General features: G+C 72.1%; 16 protein-coding genes. 10 read left to right on the forward strand and 6 right to left on the reverse strand.

Translation table 11 applies throughout. The features are described from left to right. The first annotated feature begins 42 nt into the window (after positions 1–42). From cobA to N864_RS12420, 7 genes are all read left to right on the forward strand, one after another. Positions 43–1,293: a uroporphyrinogen-III C-methyltransferase gene (gene cobA / locus N864_RS12390; RefSeq protein WP_051518524.1), complete on the forward strand. Its 1,251-nt coding sequence runs from the start codon at positions 43–45 to the stop codon at positions 1,291–1,293. Next, complete coding sequence (locus tag N864_RS12395) at positions 1,290–2,201, forward strand: sulfite exporter TauE/SafE family protein (protein ID WP_051518518.1); 912 nt, start codon at positions 1,290–1,292, stop codon at positions 2,199–2,201. The genes cobA and N864_RS12395 overlap by 4 nt, the downstream gene beginning before the upstream one ends. 89 nt (positions 2,202–2,290) lie before the next feature. After that, positions 2,291–2,833 carry a hypothetical protein gene (locus N864_RS12400; RefSeq protein WP_034717133.1) on the forward strand — a complete coding sequence of 181 codons (543 nt, stop codon included), beginning with the start codon at positions 2,291–2,293 and terminating at the stop codon, positions 2,831–2,833. Between the two features lie 7 nt (positions 2,834–2,840). Next, complete coding sequence (locus tag N864_RS12405; RefSeq protein WP_051518519.1) at positions 2,841–3,815, forward strand: FAD:protein FMN transferase; 975 nt, start codon at positions 2,841–2,843, stop codon at positions 3,813–3,815. Next, entirely contained in the window at positions 3,812–4,375 is a 564-nt protein-coding gene (locus N864_RS12410; RefSeq protein ID WP_034717134.1) for a ferric reductase-like transmembrane domain-containing protein, read from the forward strand. The genes N864_RS12405 and N864_RS12410 overlap by 4 nt, the downstream gene beginning before the upstream one ends. Continuing rightward, entirely contained in the window at positions 4,372–5,481 is a 1,110-nt protein-coding gene (locus N864_RS12415; protein ID WP_051518520.1) for an NADH-ubiquinone oxidoreductase-F iron-sulfur binding region domain-containing protein, read from the forward strand. The genes N864_RS12410 and N864_RS12415 overlap by 4 nt, the downstream gene beginning before the upstream one ends. Further along, the gene (locus N864_RS12420) at positions 5,465–5,689 is read left to right on the forward strand and encodes a ferredoxin (RefSeq protein ID WP_034717135.1); all 225 of its coding nucleotides are present in this window, start codon (positions 5,465–5,467) and stop codon (positions 5,687–5,689) included. The genes N864_RS12415 and N864_RS12420 overlap by 17 nt, the downstream gene beginning before the upstream one ends. Positions 5,690–5,785: 96 nt before the next feature. Here N864_RS12420 and N864_RS12425 read toward each other — a convergent pair whose 3' ends face one another. Next, the gene (locus tag N864_RS12425; RefSeq protein ID WP_051518521.1) at positions 5,786–6,598 is read right to left on the reverse strand and encodes a phosphotransferase enzyme family protein; all 813 of its coding nucleotides are present in this window, start codon (positions 6,596–6,598) and stop codon (positions 5,786–5,788) included. 241 nt (positions 6,599–6,839) lie between these two features. Here N864_RS12425 and N864_RS12430 point away from each other — a divergent pair, with 241 nt between their 5' ends. Continuing rightward, complete coding sequence (locus tag N864_RS12430) at positions 6,840–8,093, forward strand: hypothetical protein (RefSeq protein ID WP_034717136.1); 1,254 nt, start codon at positions 6,840–6,842, stop codon at positions 8,091–8,093. Positions 8,094–8,173: 80 nt separating this feature from the next. Here N864_RS12430 and N864_RS12435 read toward each other — a convergent pair whose 3' ends face one another. Genes N864_RS12435 through N864_RS12445 form a run of 3 tightly spaced genes read right to left on the reverse strand, consistent with a single transcriptional unit; the run spans position 8,174 to position 10,321 of the window. Next, positions 8,174–9,181 (reverse strand): helix-turn-helix transcriptional regulator, encoded by a 1,008-nt coding sequence (locus N864_RS12435; protein ID WP_051518522.1) that lies wholly within the window; start codon positions 9,179–9,181, stop codon positions 8,174–8,176. Between the two features lie 29 nt (positions 9,182–9,210). Continuing rightward, positions 9,211–9,864, reverse strand: a complete 654-nt coding sequence (locus N864_RS12440; RefSeq protein WP_034717138.1) for a vWA domain-containing protein — start codon at positions 9,862–9,864, stop codon at positions 9,211–9,213. A gap of 52 nt (positions 9,865–9,916) precedes the next feature. Continuing rightward, complete coding sequence (locus tag N864_RS12445) at positions 9,917–10,321, reverse strand: hypothetical protein (protein WP_051518523.1); 405 nt, start codon at positions 10,319–10,321, stop codon at positions 9,917–9,919. A 127-nt stretch (positions 10,322–10,448) separates the two neighbouring features. Here N864_RS12445 and N864_RS12450 point away from each other — a divergent pair, with 127 nt between their 5' ends. Beyond that, on the forward strand, positions 10,449–12,152 hold the full coding sequence (locus tag N864_RS12450; RefSeq protein WP_034717140.1) for an HNH endonuclease signature motif containing protein: 1,704 nt from the start codon (positions 10,449–10,451) through the stop codon (positions 12,150–12,152). 110 nt (positions 12,153–12,262) lie between these two features. Here the strand turns inward: N864_RS12450 and N864_RS12455 are convergent, their stop codons facing one another. Both N864_RS12455 and N864_RS12460 read right to left on the reverse strand, forming a co-directional pair. Further along, complete coding sequence (locus N864_RS12455) at positions 12,263–12,727, reverse strand: SRPBCC family protein (RefSeq protein WP_034717142.1); 465 nt, start codon at positions 12,725–12,727, stop codon at positions 12,263–12,265. Between the two features lie 21 nt (positions 12,728–12,748). Then, positions 12,749–14,320 carry a cation:proton antiporter gene (locus tag N864_RS12460; protein WP_034717144.1) on the reverse strand — a complete coding sequence of 524 codons (1,572 nt, stop codon included), beginning with the start codon at positions 14,318–14,320 and terminating at the stop codon, positions 12,749–12,751. An 81-nt stretch (positions 14,321–14,401) separates the two neighbouring features. Between N864_RS12460 and N864_RS24160 the strand changes: the two genes are divergently transcribed. Next, positions 14,402–14,563: ATP-binding cassette domain-containing protein (locus tag N864_RS24160; RefSeq protein WP_155892923.1), on the forward strand; the 162-nt coding region annotated here is incomplete at its 3' end.

Genomic DNA, 14,563 nt, shown 5'->3' on the forward strand with positions numbered 1-14,563 from the left:
CGAAAGGCCACCAACCGTCGGAACGGGCCGGGGGCGGCAGCGATGACGGCGGCCCCGACCTCCAGTCCCCCCGGGCTCCCCCTGGTCCTGGACCTGACCGACCGCCTCGTCGTCGCGGTCGGCGGCGGACCCGTGGCTGCACGCCGTGTGAAGGCGTTCCTTGCCGAGGGCGCCCGCGTGCGGGTCGTCGCGCCATACCTTTGCGAGGACCTGCGCGACCTGGTCCACGAGGGTGACGTCGCCTGGCATGTCCGCGACTACGCGGGCCCCGCTGACCTGGCGGGCGCGTGGCTGGTGCACACGGCCACCGGCGACAAGCAGGTCGACGCCGCCGTCGCAGCCGATGCCGACTCGCTCCGGATCTGGTGCGTCAACGCCGGCGCGGCAGCCACGACGCGCGCCAGCGTCCCGGCCCGCGCCCACGTCGACACGCCCGACGGGACGGTCACGGTGGCGGTCCACGCCGGCGGCGATCCCGGCCTCGGTCGGACTCTCCGGGACGGCGTCGAGCAGGCGCTCGCGAGCGGGGCGCTCGACCTGCGCCGCACGCGTCCGCGCACCACGCAGGCCGGACAGGCCCGCGGCTGGGTGGCCCTGGTCGGCGGAGGCCCGGGGGCTGACGGCCTCCTCACCGCACGCGGCCATGAGCTGCTCCGCTCGGCGGACGTCGTCGTCGTCGACCGGCTCGCGCCGCGCGACGTCGTCGACCGCCTGCCCGACTCGGTCGTGGTGATCGATGTCGGCAAGACGCCAGGGCACCACCCGATTCCGCAGGAGCGGATCAACGAGATCCTCGTCGAGCAGGCGCGGCTCGGCCGCGCCGTCGTCCGGCTCAAGGGCGGCGACCCGTACGTGCTCGGCCGGGGTGGCGAGGAGCGCCTGGCCTGCGAGGCCGCCGGCGTCCCTGTCGAGGTGGTGCCGGGTGTGACGAGTGCCGTCTCCGTACCCGCCGCCGCGGGCATCCCGGTGACCCATCGGGGACTCGCCCGCGGCTTCACTGTCGTGACCGGCCACGAGGAGCTGGCCTCGGTGCCGGCGGGCGGCGACCACACCCTCGTCCTGCTCATGGGCGTCGCTCGCCTCCACGAGACGGCCGCCCTCCTCGTGCGGCACGGTCGCGCAGCGGACACGCCGGTCGCCATCGTCGAGCGGGGCTGGACGCCGGGCCAGCGCACCACGACCGGCACGCTGGCCACGATCGCGGACCGCGCCGCCCTGCGGGGTGTCGAGAGCCCCGCCGTCATCGTGGTCGGCGAGGTGGTCCGCCTCTCCCCCGAGTGGGACGCAGCATGAGGACGCTCCTCGTGGTGGGCGTCGTGGGGTTCTTCGCGCAGCTCGTCGACGGCGGGCTCGGCATGGGGTATGGCGCCACGTCCTCCTCGCTGCTCCTCACCGTCGGCCTCACGCCGGCCATGGCGAGCGCGTCGGTCCACCTCGCTGAGCTGGGCACCAACCTCGCGTCGGGTGTCTCGCACTGGCGCCTCGGGAACGTCGACCGTCGGCTCGTCCTCCGGCTCGGCGTGCCCGGGGCCGTCGGCGCCTTCCTGGGAGCGACCCTGCTCGCCCACCTGTCGACCGTCGCCGCGGCACCGGTGATGGGGGCGGTGCTGCTCCTGCTCGGCCTCTACATCCTCACCCGCTTCGCCCTGCGGCCCCCGCCGGTGGCGACGGCGACCTCGTCCCCGCACCGACGCAGGTTCCTCGTGCCGCTCGGCCTCGTCGGCGGCTTCGTCGACGCCACCGGCGGGGGCGGCTGGGGACCGGTCTCGACCACGACGCTGCTGTCCGCCGGACGCACCGCGCCACGCACCGTCGTCGGCTCGGTGGACACCTCGGAGCTCCTCGTCACGGCCGCTGCCAGCCTGGCCTTCCTCATCGGCCTCGGGAGCAGCGGCCTGCACCTCGGCTACGTCCTCGTCCTGCTCGCCGGCGGGCTCGTCGCCGCTCCGGCGGCCGCCTGGCTCGTGAGCCGGCTGCCCGCGGCAGTCCTCGGGACCGGGGTCGGTGGGCTCATCGTCGTGACGAACCTCCGCCTCCTGCTCGATGCCGTCGGTGCCTCCCCGAACGTCAGCCACGCGGTCTACCTCGTCGTCATCGCCGCCTGGGCCTCCCTGGTGACCGCCGCCGTGCTGCGGCACCGTGCTGGACGAGCGGAACCGCGCCGTGAGCGGCATACGGTGGAACCGGCCAGCGCCTCATAGCCGATTCACAGGGCCACGCCCCACCGCCCATACCTCCTGCTCAGGTTTGCGTCGCACCGTTGAGGGACGAGAACCCGCAAGGAGGAACCATGGGATCGACTGCACTCACCAGAGCGCGCTCCTGGACGGTGGGCATCCTCTCCGCGAGTGCCGTCGCGACCGGCATCGTCGGGGTCCACCTCGCGGAGGACCACACGGCGGCGGTTGCCTCCACCGGGTCGAGCCCGAGCAGCTCCACCGGCTCGCAGACTCCCCAACAGCAGTCGAACTCGGCGACCAACTGCGCGGACCAGCCCTTCCAACAGGGCAACCAACCGGGCTTCGGCGGTCCCGGGACCCAGCTGAACCGCGAGGACGGCGAGCACGACCACGAGGGAGGCGGTGAGGGCCAGTCGTACGAGGCGGAGCTGTCGGCCTTCGTGACGCAGTCGCCGCAGCTGGCCCACGTCGGGCAGTCCGCCCAGCTCGGGCAGTCCGCCCAGCTCGGGCTTGCCGCCGACCCGTGCCAGTCGGTGCCGAACAACCAAGGCAGCCAGCCCAACCAGCCCAACCCGAACCAGAACGGCTTCGGCTCCCCGGGCCAGCTCGGCTCCGGATCTGGCGCTCCCCAGGTCATGTCACGCGGGTCATGAGCCGACCATGACCACCGCACCGACCACCGCACCGCTGCCCGAACCGGTCCTCGGCCGCGCGTCGTTCCGGGCGATCAGCACGACGAACACGATCCTCACGACCGATCCGCGCGCCGCCGGCCCCGCCGAGCGCATCGCCCGGGACTACCTCGCCGAGCTCGATGTGGCCGTCTCGCGCTTCCGTCCCGACTCGGAGGTCTCGCTCCTCGCGGCACGTGCGGCGACGGGCCCGGCCTCGGCTTTCGTCTCGCCGATCTTCGCCGATCACCTGGAGACGGCGTTGCGGATGGCCCGGGTAACCGGCGGGCTCGTCGACCCGACCGTCGGCTCTGCGGTCGTCGCGAGCGGCTACGACGTCGACATCGAGGCGGTGCGTGGCCGCCGTCTCCCCACGGCCGACACCCGTCGCGCCGCCGTGCCCGGCTGGAGGGCGGTCCGCTTCTCCGGCGCGACGCGGCGGGTGGCGGTCCCGCGGGGCACGCTGCTGGACCTTGGTGCAACCGCGAAGGCGTATGCCGCTGACGTCCTCGCCGCGCGCTTGCTCGCCGAGCTGCCGGGCGGGTTCCTCGTCGACCTCGGCGGCGACATCGCGGTCGCCGGCCCGACGCCGAGTGCCGGCTGGCAGATCGGCGTCGAGGACGCGACGGGCCGGGTGCTCCAGGTCGTCGCGTCCACGGCCACGGCCGTTGCGACGTCCTCGACGAGGCTGCGGAGGTGGTCCTCGACGACGGGCGAGCGGCACCACATCATCGATCCCCGCACGGGTCTCACGGCCCCGGCCACGTGGGCGCAGGTCAGCTGCGCGGCGGGCACGGCCGCCGAGGCGAACGCGGCCGCGACTGCGGCCATCGTGCTCGGGCCGGGCGCACCGTCCTGGCTCGAGGCCCAGGGCGTCGCGGCCCGGCTCGACGGCCACGACGGCACGGTCGTCACGACCGCCGGCTGGCCGGTGCAGCACCTGGCCCAGCGGAGCGCGTCGTGAACGAGCTGCTCTGGTACACCTCCCGCGCCACCGGCATGGCGAGCATCGTGCTCCTCACCGGCGTCGTGATCCTCGGGGTCGTCATCTCCGGACGGGGCGCCCGCAGCCTCGAGGCGGCGACGGTCGTGACCGCTCTGCACCGGTGGCTCTCCCTCGGCATGAGCGTCTTCCTGCTCCTGCACATCGCCACGGCCGTCGCCGAGACCTTCGTGTCGATCGACGCCATCTCGGCGATCCTGCCGTTCACCTCCGGCTACGAGCCCCTGTGGGTGGGCCTGGGCACGCTCGCCTTCGACATCCTCATCGCGGTCGTCGTCACCTCGCTGCTGCGAGAGCGGATCTCCGAACGGGTATGGCGCATCGTGCACTGGACGGCCTACCTGCTGTGGCCGCTCGCGATCGTCCACGGCTTCATGCTCGGCACGGCCAACGAGCCGCTACTGCGCCTCGCCACGGTCGTCTGCGGCCTCGCGGGCGTCGTCGCCCTGATCTGGCGCTCCGGCGCCACCCACCACGACACCGACCGGCGGCGCCACGTCGCGTCCCAGGAGTGGTCATGAGCACGACGCTGGTCCCGCTCCTGCGCGACGCCGGCCTGACCGGCCGTGGCGGCGCCGCCTTCCCGACCGCTGTCAAGCTCGAGGCCGCCCTCGAGCACCGTGCGCGCGTCATCATCAACGCGTGCGACGGCGAGGTCGGGGCCGCCAAGGACGGCTGGGTCGTCGAGCACCACCTCGACGAGCTGGTCCGCGGCGCAACGCTGTTCAGCGCCCGACGACCCTCGACAGTTCTGTATGCCGCTCACCGGGCTTCCGAGACCGCGCTCCGTCTGCGCGCGGCCGGGCTCCACGTCCTCGAGGTGCCGGCCCGCTATGTCTCGTCCGAGGAGAGCTCGCTCATCTCCTTGGCGCAGGGGGGCCTCGCCCGACCGATGACGAAGCGCACCCCCTTCGTCATGGGCGGCCGGGACTCGGCGGGTCGTCGGGTCCGGCCCACGGTGGTCGTCAACGCCGAGACGGCGTGGCGGGTCGCCCAGATCGCGGAGTTCGGAGCGGGCTGGTTCCGCTCGTTCGGCACCTCCGCCGAGCCCGGTCCGCGCCTCGTCAGCGTCAACGGGCCGTCCGCCCGCGGGGTGGTCCTCGAGACCGAGGCGGGGACCTCCGTCTCCGCGCTCCTCGGAGTGGTGGGTGGCCTCCCGGTCGACGCGGAGGCCCTCCTCGTCGGTGGGCTGGGCGGCAGCTTCGTGCCGGCCGAGGCGGTGGCGACGCTGCGCTGGTCGAGCGCCGACCTCGGCCCGTACGGTGCCGCGACCGGACCGGGCATCATCGAGGTCGTCCCCCCGCACGAGTGCCCGGTCGCGCTCGTGGCCCGCTTCCTCGCCTACGCGGCCGGGGAGTCGGCCGGCCAGTGCGGCCCGTGCATGTTCGGGGTGCCGGCCCTGGCGGCCGACTGGCAGGCCTTCGCCGAACGCCCCAGTGCCCGGCTGCTCGACCAGGTCGCTCGTCGCGCCGGCCTGTTGCCCGATCGGGGAGCGTGCCGGTTCCCCGACGGTGTCGGGCGGTTCGTGGCCTCCGCACTGCGGGTCTATCGCGACCATCTGGAGGGCCACGTCGTCGGCTACTGCCTCGAGCCGAGAGGAAGGACCGCCGATGTCCTCCCGCACTGAGGGCTTGCGCCGGTCCGGCGAAGGGACGGCGCGGCTGCGCGTCGACCGGGTGGCCTGCACCGGCCACGGCGTCTGCGCGGGCGTGCTGCCCGGCAACATCGAGCTCGACGAGTGGGGTTACCCGATCATGCGGGACCCCTCGGTCGACGAGTCGCAGGCAGCGACGGCGATCCGGCTCTGCCCGGCCCGGGCGCTCTACCGCGGCTGATCCCCGGCACGCCACGGGGCCCTTGGCGACGGAGCCGCTGTCCCTCAGGGCTGCACGGCCGCGAGTATCCGGTCGATCCGGTCCAATGTGACCGGGTCATCGAGCAGCTCGTCCACGAGCGCCTCGGCACCCGAGCTCGCCGCGTCGGCTGACGCGACCGGGACCACCCGCCTCGCGATACGTCTGGTGGAGAAGTCGCACCCGGTCCGGCTCGTCCAGCCCGAACTCGAACAGGACCATGGCGAGCTCGTGGGAAGGGTCTGCCGGGCCGGCGCTCTCGAAGTCGATGACGTGGATCCGACCATCGCGGGCGGGCAGCACGTTGTCGCTCCAGAGGTCCCGATGGCACACGAGCAGCTGTCCCGGCGGCGCGATGACCGACTCCGCCGAGACGAGCGCATCCACCAGCGCCCCAAAGCGTTCTCCGAAAGGTGCTTGCGCCGCCGAGACCTCGGCATGCAGCGCACGCCAGACGTCCAGTCCGATTCCCGTGCTGTGCCAAGGGATCACCGGTTCTGTCGTGCGTCGGGAGACGAGATGCAGCTCCGCGAGCAGACGACCCACCTCTGCCGGCGGCAGGCGCCTGGTGCGTTCCATGAGTTCCAGCCAGCCGAGGACCCGAACGCGTGTTCCGGCCACCACCGCAGTGTGGTCCCCGCCCGGCGTCCGGACCACTTCCGGCACGGGCAGCTCTGCGGCCCAGCAACGCTCATGCAGGGCGGTGGACGCGGACAGGCTTCCCAGGTCCGGCTCTGCGAACCACTCCTTGACCGCGTAGACGCCCTCGTGCGTGTCGAGACGCCAGACCTGACCGAGTTGCCCTCGCGCAATCGGCCCGGTCAGCCGGGTGTCGGTCCCGAGGCAGAATGCCGCTGCGATCCCGGCCGCATCGGCCGCACGGAGGGCCACTACACGCCATCCCGGCTCGCCACGCGCGGACTTGACGGGGAACGTGAACCACGCTGAGCGGCATACGGATTGAGCTCTCGACAACTCGTCGACGACGTCATGTAGCCACGGTAGTGAAGTTGTGGCGCCTGGTGTCCGGATCCGGACAGCGCCGGTTCTCGACACGATCTCGAGATGCGGCTCCGGACGACTCTGGCGAGACTCGCTGACACCGACAGCAGCAACTCACCCGGAGGAATCCATGAAGAAGCTCGTCACCCTCGTCGCCACCGCCGCCCTCGCCTCGACCAGCGCGTTCGGGGTCGCCGTCACCGCCCAAGCAGCGGACAGCTCCGCCACGTCGACGACCGCGAGTGGTGCCCTGGCCGCCTCCGCGTCGTTCCAGGAGAAGCTCGACTGGGCCGTTGCCCGCGCGAACCTGCCCGCCGACCTCAAGTCCAGGATCCTCGAGCTCGGCAAGCGGCTCCCGGCCGACCACGAGCAGCGGCTGCTGGCCGCCGGATCCCGTTACGGCGTCGGTGACACGACGTGGCGAGAGCTGCTCAACAGCGCGATCAACCCGGGCGACTACGCCTGCACGACCACGCCGCTCACGGAGTGGATCAACGGGCAGGTCGACGAGATCGACTTCTACACCTACTTCATCCTCTACCTGATCGGTGGCCTCGACCTGCCGACCTACGACGCGCTCATCCTCGGCACGGAGTCGAAGGCCAACACCTTCGGCATCGACGGGTCCTACACGAACGAGCTGAACAACGCGATGAAGCACCTGCGTGACTTCTGGGACATCGACGGTGCCTCGGTCCAGCTCATGCCGATGAAGGGCAAGCAGGCGTTCGCCGACGTCAACCGGATGGCCTACGTCCTGTCCATCATGTACGGCGACACCCCTGAGGAGGAGCTGTACTTCGCCGAGATGATCCAGGAACTGGTCAACTCTGACCCTGCGCTCCGTGGCGGCGACCACCCGCTCTTCACGTTCAACGCCTTCGCGTTCGACCCGGGTGACGACGAGTACCTGCTCGAGCTCGGGATCTCGAAGCGGATCGTCATGGGCGACGGGATCATGGAGGGGATGAAGGCGATCGGGCTCGACGTCACCGCGCCGCGCTCGATCCTCTCGCACGAGTTCGGCCACCAGGTGCAGTACGCCAAGAACCTCTTCGACAGCCCGCTCACCGGGCCGGAGGCGACCCGCCGGACGGAGCTCATGGCCGATGCGCTCGGCTCGTACTTCATGACCCACAAGCGGGGTCAGGCGATCAACGACCACAAGGTCCTGCAGAACGAGCAGTCGTTCTACAACGTCGGGGACTGCAGCTTCAGCAGCTCCGGGCACCACGGCACGCCGAACCAGCGGATCGCTGCGTCGAAGTGGGCGATCGGCGTCGTGAAGGCCCAGGAGAACCAGGGGCACTTCGTCGGCGGATCCGAGTTCGGGTCGATGTTCGACGCGAAGCTGCCCGAGATCGTCGCTCCCGACGCGAAGTGACGACAGCGCTGACGACAGTGCGCTGACGACGGCGCGCTCGCAGCGGTGACGCGCGCATCCGCGGGCCGGTGGGGCTGGTGTCAGAGCCAGCCCTGCCGGCTCGCCTGCAGGCCGAGCTGGAACCGGCTCGCGGCGCCGAGCCGCTCCTGGAGGCGCGCGATGCGGCGTCCGACGGTTCGTTCGCTGACACCCAGCTCGCGAGCGATGGACTCGTCCGTGAGGCCGGCCGCGAGATGGGTCAGCAGCTCGCGGGTCTGTCGGTCGGGGCCGGGCGCCCCCGGAGCGGCCTGCGTGGTGCTGGAGAGCGGTGCCCCGGTCCGCCAGTAGGACGCGAAGAGGCGCAGCATCGCGTCGAGCAGCCCGGAGGGGTGGATCAGCAGGGCGTGGCGGCGCTCGCCGTGTCGGCCGGGGACGACCAGCAGCGCGCGGCGTTCGTCGGCGATCCGCAGGTTGAGCGGCACATCGGGGCAGGCGCGGGCCCGCTCCCCGAGCTGCATCGACGACTGCACGGCCTGCAGCGCGGCGCGGTCACGGAGGACGCTCGTGCCGTAGACGACCCGGAACTCGACGCCGCGGCCGCGTGCCCGCACGAACCCGTCCGGCACCTCCACCGGGGGCCGTTGGGCGGGCTCACCGACGGGCCCGATGCTCAGGGCGACGACCTCGTCGCGGGCATCGTCGAGCAGCTCGGCCTCTGCGTGCGACGACTCCGCGTCGGTCTCGAGGAACTCGAGGTAGGGCGCCGGGTCCCGGTGCGCGTGCCACAGCTCCCCCAGCCGCGCCGCGAGGTCGAGGGCTCGGACCGACTCACGATGGCGCTGCTCCGCCACCCGCCCCAGCGGCGCCCGCGGCGGGCGAGCCGTGTAGCGCGCGGGCCCGTCGGTCGGGTCGCAGGGCGACTGGGCCGCCTCGGCGCCTTCGCCCGCGAGGAGCTCGAGGTCGAGCAGCTCGTCGACCGCGGCGTCGACGAGCGAGGTGCCCTCGCCGAGCTGGCCGCGAAGCTGCGTCACGGTCATCGGGCCGAGCATGACGCAGGCACGGTAGACGTCCCGGGCAAGCGGAGACAGCACAGCCTTCGGCGACGACATGGCCCAGTGCTACCACGCGACCCGGCGGATCACTCCTGAGCCTCGCCCCGCTGTTCCTGTGAATAGGCCAGCAACGCGTCCAGCTCCTCCCGGTCCGCCCCCCTGGCCGCAGCCGCCCGGGTCCGGCTGATGTTGGCCGACGTCATCCGCATCATGGCTCCGACGCGCCCACGTGCGTAGGTCATCGAGTGGTCAGCACTGACGCCGATCCTCGCGCCGACCTCGATGGCGTCCTGGTCAGCCCCCATGTAGAGGAACCGCCAGTTGTAGTCGTTGGTCTGTCGCTCGATGAGCGTCTTGATCTGCGAGTGCGACATCTCCCGGGACGCGTTCTCCTGCCCGTCGGTCATGATGCCGACGATGACCGTGCCCGGACGTTCGTGCTCGGGCAGGCCGGCGAGGCGGACCCCGGCGTCGCCGATGAGCCGGCCGATCGAGTCGAGCAGGGCCGTGGTGCCGCGCGGGTGCAGCTGCAGCGGCGGCACCTCGGCGACCGGCAGGTCCCGGTAGACCTCCTCGTACTCGTCGTCGAACTGTGCCAGCGTGACACGGCACTCGCCCGGGGTGGCGCGCTGCTCGGCGATGAAGGCGTCGAAGCCGCCCTCCGTGTCCGTCTTGATGGACTGCATGGACCCGGAACGGTCGAGCAGGAAGTACAGGTGCGTGAGGTTCGGGTCGGTCATGGTGTCCCCCTTGGGTGTCGGCGTGGCCGGTGGGTGGCGGTGGTGCGTTGGCTCAGGTGGTGCGCCGTGCACGGAAACGCAGCGGCGCGGACTGCCCGTCCGGGGCGATGGTGCGGTGGCGTCCCTCCTCGAGGTCGTAGCGCGCCCGTTCCACGCCCGCTGCGGTGACGCGGCCCGACTCCGAGCGGTATGCCGCCAGCAGCCTCGTGCGCGCGAGGCGCGGTCCCACGGCGTTCTCGGTGAGGCCCGCCAGAAGGCCGGCCGTACGGATCGTCGTTCCTTCCGTCGTGACGGCCGCGGCCATGGCCTCGTCGATGGCCCGTATGACGTGCTCCTGGGCTTCGCGAAGGAGGGGCAGCGCCTCGACCGGACGAGTGGGGTCAACTCGGTCGAGTGCCGCTCGCGCCGTGTCGACCGACGCGGCCAGGCTGGGGTCGTCGTTCCGTGAGGTGGCCATGCCTCAGTCTGCCGCAGTTACTGCGGCAACGCAATAGGTGGGTTGGATGTTCACCATGCCCGTTGGGAGGTGCTGTGCCTGTGGAGGACGAGCGAGCACTGTCGGTGGTCGAAACTACGATCGAACCATGAGCAGCGCAGCGACGACCGGGACGGTCCCAGCCGGTGGATCCGGCTCGGCCGGGCCCGGTGCGTTCGGCAGCCTGCTCGAGCCCGTGACCGGTGTGCCAGCCACGACGTTCGACGCACTGCCCCCGGTCGCACAGGCCGCGGTCCTCGCTCGAGTGGCCCCGGAGCGGCTGCGCACCCTGGATGCCGAGACCTCCGAGGCGGTGCTCGTGGTGACCCAGACCGGCGCCAACACGCTCGCGGCGGTGCAGGACCTCGTGCTGGCCGCGGCGGTGCGCGCCGAGGAGCTCGCGATCGCCGGTCTCAATGACGACCCCGGTGACGGCTCCGACTACGCCCCCGATGCGCAGCAGGTGGTCGCCTCGGCGGTGGCGTCGATCTTCCATGTGGCGCCTCGCTCGATGGCCCTGCGGGTCGGCCGGGCGTGCAAGGTCGTCGACGACCTGCCGCTGACACTTGCGGCCGCCCTGCGTGGCCGCCTCGAGCCGGCTCGGGTGGCGATCATCGCCGAGGGGGCGCTCGACGTGGCGCACGCTGTCGCGTTCGACTTCGATGTCGTCCTGCATGCAGACCCGGCCGTGCTCGACATGGTGCCCGGCCGGCTCCGGCGGGCGGTTGAGCGGGCGGCAGAGGTGGTCGACGAGGACGCCTTCGCGCAGCGAGCCGAGTCGGCGGTCCGGGGCCGGTTCGTCACGGCACGCCCGGGTGTGGAAGTGGGGATGGCCGACTGGGCGGCGTCGCTTCGAGCCGAGGACTCCGCCCGCGCCTGGGCCGCGATCGACGCCCTGGCACAGGAATACGTCCAGCAGGGTGACCGGTCGATGGACCAGGCGAGGGCTGACGCGTTCGTCGACCTGCTCCTGGGACACGCTCGGGTCGAGACGGTCGTGGAGCTGGTCGTGCCGACCTTCACCAGTCCATCCGGTGCCGCTTCCGAGTCCCCGCGCACGGATGCCTCCGCTCCTGACGGCTCCAGGACCGATGGCGCCGCTTCCGACGGGACCGCCAGCGAGGCTGCCACGGGCGTACGAGACGGCGGCACGACCGGCGAGAGCAGCGACGCGGTGCTCGAGTTCGAGCCGGTGCAGCCGATCCCCTCGTGGCCGGTGGTTGGACCGCCCGACGCCTACGGCGCGCCGGTCCCCGTGCCGATCGAGCACCTGCTGCCGCTGGCGAGCTTCTTCCAGATCGGCTCCGAGCTGGCCCCCCGGCCGCCCGATGGCATGCTGGCGCCGGATGACCCGCGCCGTGACTGGTGGTGGCGACCGCCTCGGCTGGGAGTCCGCGACCCGCGACACGGCTGGGTGCTCGCCGCAGCCCTCGCCGACCTGCTGACCGATCCGGACCTCCGGATCCGCATTACGAGGGCCGACGCCCTGACGGGGGTGACGGTGGCACGGGATCCGCGGGTGTATCGGCCGAACAGGGCCCTGGCGGCGCGGATCCGCGATCGCGACCGCACCTGCCGTTTCCCCGGCTGCACCGTGGCTGCCCGGCGCTGCGACCTCGACCACGTCGTGCGCTTCCCCGAGGGCCCGACCGTCGAGGAAAACCTCATGTGCCTGTGCCGCACGCATCACGGGTTCAAGCACCACGCCGGCTGGCAGGTTCGCCTCGAGCCTGATGGGACGTGCCACTGGCTCAGCCCCTACGGTCGAGTGCTCACCAGCGAGCCTGCCGACCTACGCCTCGACGCCGCCTGACCGCCTGGCCGCCTGGCCGCCTGAGCGCCTGACCGCCTGAAGGCGTGACCGCCGGACCAATCGCCAAGCCAGTGGGGCTGCGCGGACTATGCGCCCGACTGTCTGGGGACTCAGCCTCGCTGGAGGAGCCGCCGGATGGCCCAGCCGTAGGCCGCTCGAGCGACAACGGAGACGACGGGGTCGAGGACGCGGGGAACCCCTCGCACGGCAATCGCCTGCGACCACCGCACCCGCGACGAGCCCGGTCCCTCGTGGGCCACCGTGAGGTCGATCCAACCGCCGATCACGCGGCCCTCCTTGCGGATGCGCGCGACGCCGGGCACGTCGCCACCGGGAGGACGCAGGGTCTCCACGACCATGGGGTCGTCGAAGCCGATCGGTCCCAGAGCGGTGCGCCCGACGAAACGCGTGCCGACCCGCAGGCCCCCCTCGGCCGGTGGGTCCTCATCCGGCGCCGACACGCGCCGCACCGTCGTGAACGGGATGATCGCCTCCTGGGCGCGTAGGTCGAGGACCCGCTCCCAGGCCTCCTCAGCAGGGATCGGCGCCTGGACCCGCACCGTGAACCGCGCCATCAGATCCTCCCTTCGCAGTCATCACCGGTCCAGCATGACGGTGCGCAGATCGAGCCGGTGCAGGACACGGTCCGCGACCATGGGGTCGACGCCGGGTTCGCGCCGCGCCCGCAGGATCTCCTCACGGCCGGCGTTGAGGGCCCGGCGCTGGATGCGCTGCACCGCAGCGAGCTGTTCCTGGATGTGCGCCTGCGCCTGAGGGTCGCGCTCGGCGTCTCGACTCAGCATCCGCTCCAGCCCCAGGATCCGGCGCCGGAGCGACTTGCGCGCCTCGTCGGGCAGGTCGTCCCACTCCGGCGCCTCCTCGAGGGCCTTGAGCGAGGCCTCCTGAGCCCGCTTGGCGAGAGCCCGGTCACGCCGCCGGCCGGCATGCGGGTCACGCGGCAGCTGGAGCAGCCGCATGAGGAGGGGCAACGTGAGTCCCGGTACGACCAGGGTCGAGATGAGGACGCCGAGCGCCGTCACGATGATGAAGGCCCGACCGGGGAAGGGAGTGCCCGCGCTGACGTCGACCGGCAGGGACAGCGCCAGGGCCATGGTCGCCAGCCCGCGCATCCCGCACCACGAGAGCACCAGCGTCTCCTTGAAGCTGCCGGGCACCGGGGTCCGGTTCTCGGTCCCGCCCATGAGCTGGATCCCGAGCATCCAGAGCAGCCGGACCACGACGACGGCCGTGCAGACGGCGACGACGGCAGGCAGCATCGGGACGATGTCGATCCGGTCGTCGGTGAGGATCAGCTCGAGCTCCATGCCCATCAGGCCGAAGGCGAGCCCGGTCACGAGCAGCTCGACGATCCCCCAGAACGCCTGTCGAGCGAGCCGCTCCGCATAGTCCTGGGGCCGGGACCGCCGGCCGAGCTCCAGGGCGGTCACGACGACGGCCACCACCCCGGAGGCATGCAGCTCGTCGGCGATGAGATAGACCGCGAACGGCGCCACAACGGTGATCGAGCTGCGGGCCACGAGGTTCGGCAGCAGCGCGGTGAGCCAGCCGACCAGCCAGGCCATCGCGAAGCCGAGACCCGCCGCGAGAGCAGCCCCGCCGAGGAACTGGGGCACGATCAGCCAACCGACGCTCTGTCCGGCCACGACGGCGCTCACGGCAGCCTGGAAGATGACGATCGCCACGGCGTCGTTGAACAGCCCCTCGGTCTGCAGGACGGTCGTCAGGCGACGCGGCATGCCGACCTTGCTCGAGACCGACTCGACCGCCACCGGGTCCGGTGGGGCGACGATCGCGCCGAGCGCCACCGCTCCGGCGACCGTGATCGTCTGGGTCATGGCCAGCGAGATCCCCGCCGCCACGGCGGCCGTGACGACGACGAGGGCGAACGCCAGCAGCACGAGGGACCGCCAGCGGACCCGGAAGACGGACCATGACGTCCGCATGGCCGTGGCGAAGAGGAGTGGCGGCAGGAAGAGCGGCAGGATCAGCTCGGGTGGGATGACGAGCGACGGCACCGACGGGATGAGGGACACGCCGGCCGCGGCGATGAGCATGAGCACCGGGTACGGCAGCCGGACCCGCTCGGCGATGCCGACGATGACCGCGGTCCCGCCCAGCAGCACGATGATCTCGACCAGGTTGTCCACGTCCGCAGCATGACACCTGTCATCCCGCATTCACGACGTTCGCACCACGCAGGGCGGTCCGGCGCGTAGCAGGCTGGGCCCATGACAATCGACCTGGTCCCCGCCATCGAGCTGCGGCAGCTCATCAAGACCTTCCGCGGGCACGCCGGCGCGACGATCCGCGCTGTCGACGGCATCGACATGACCATCCGCCCCGGCGAGGTCGTCGCCGTCCTCGGCCCGAACGGTGCCGGCAAGACGACG

The organism is Intrasporangium chromatireducens Q5-1, assembly GCF_000576575.1.
Lineage (GTDB): Bacteria > Actinomycetota > Actinomycetes > Actinomycetales > Dermatophilaceae > Intrasporangium_A > Intrasporangium_A chromatireducens.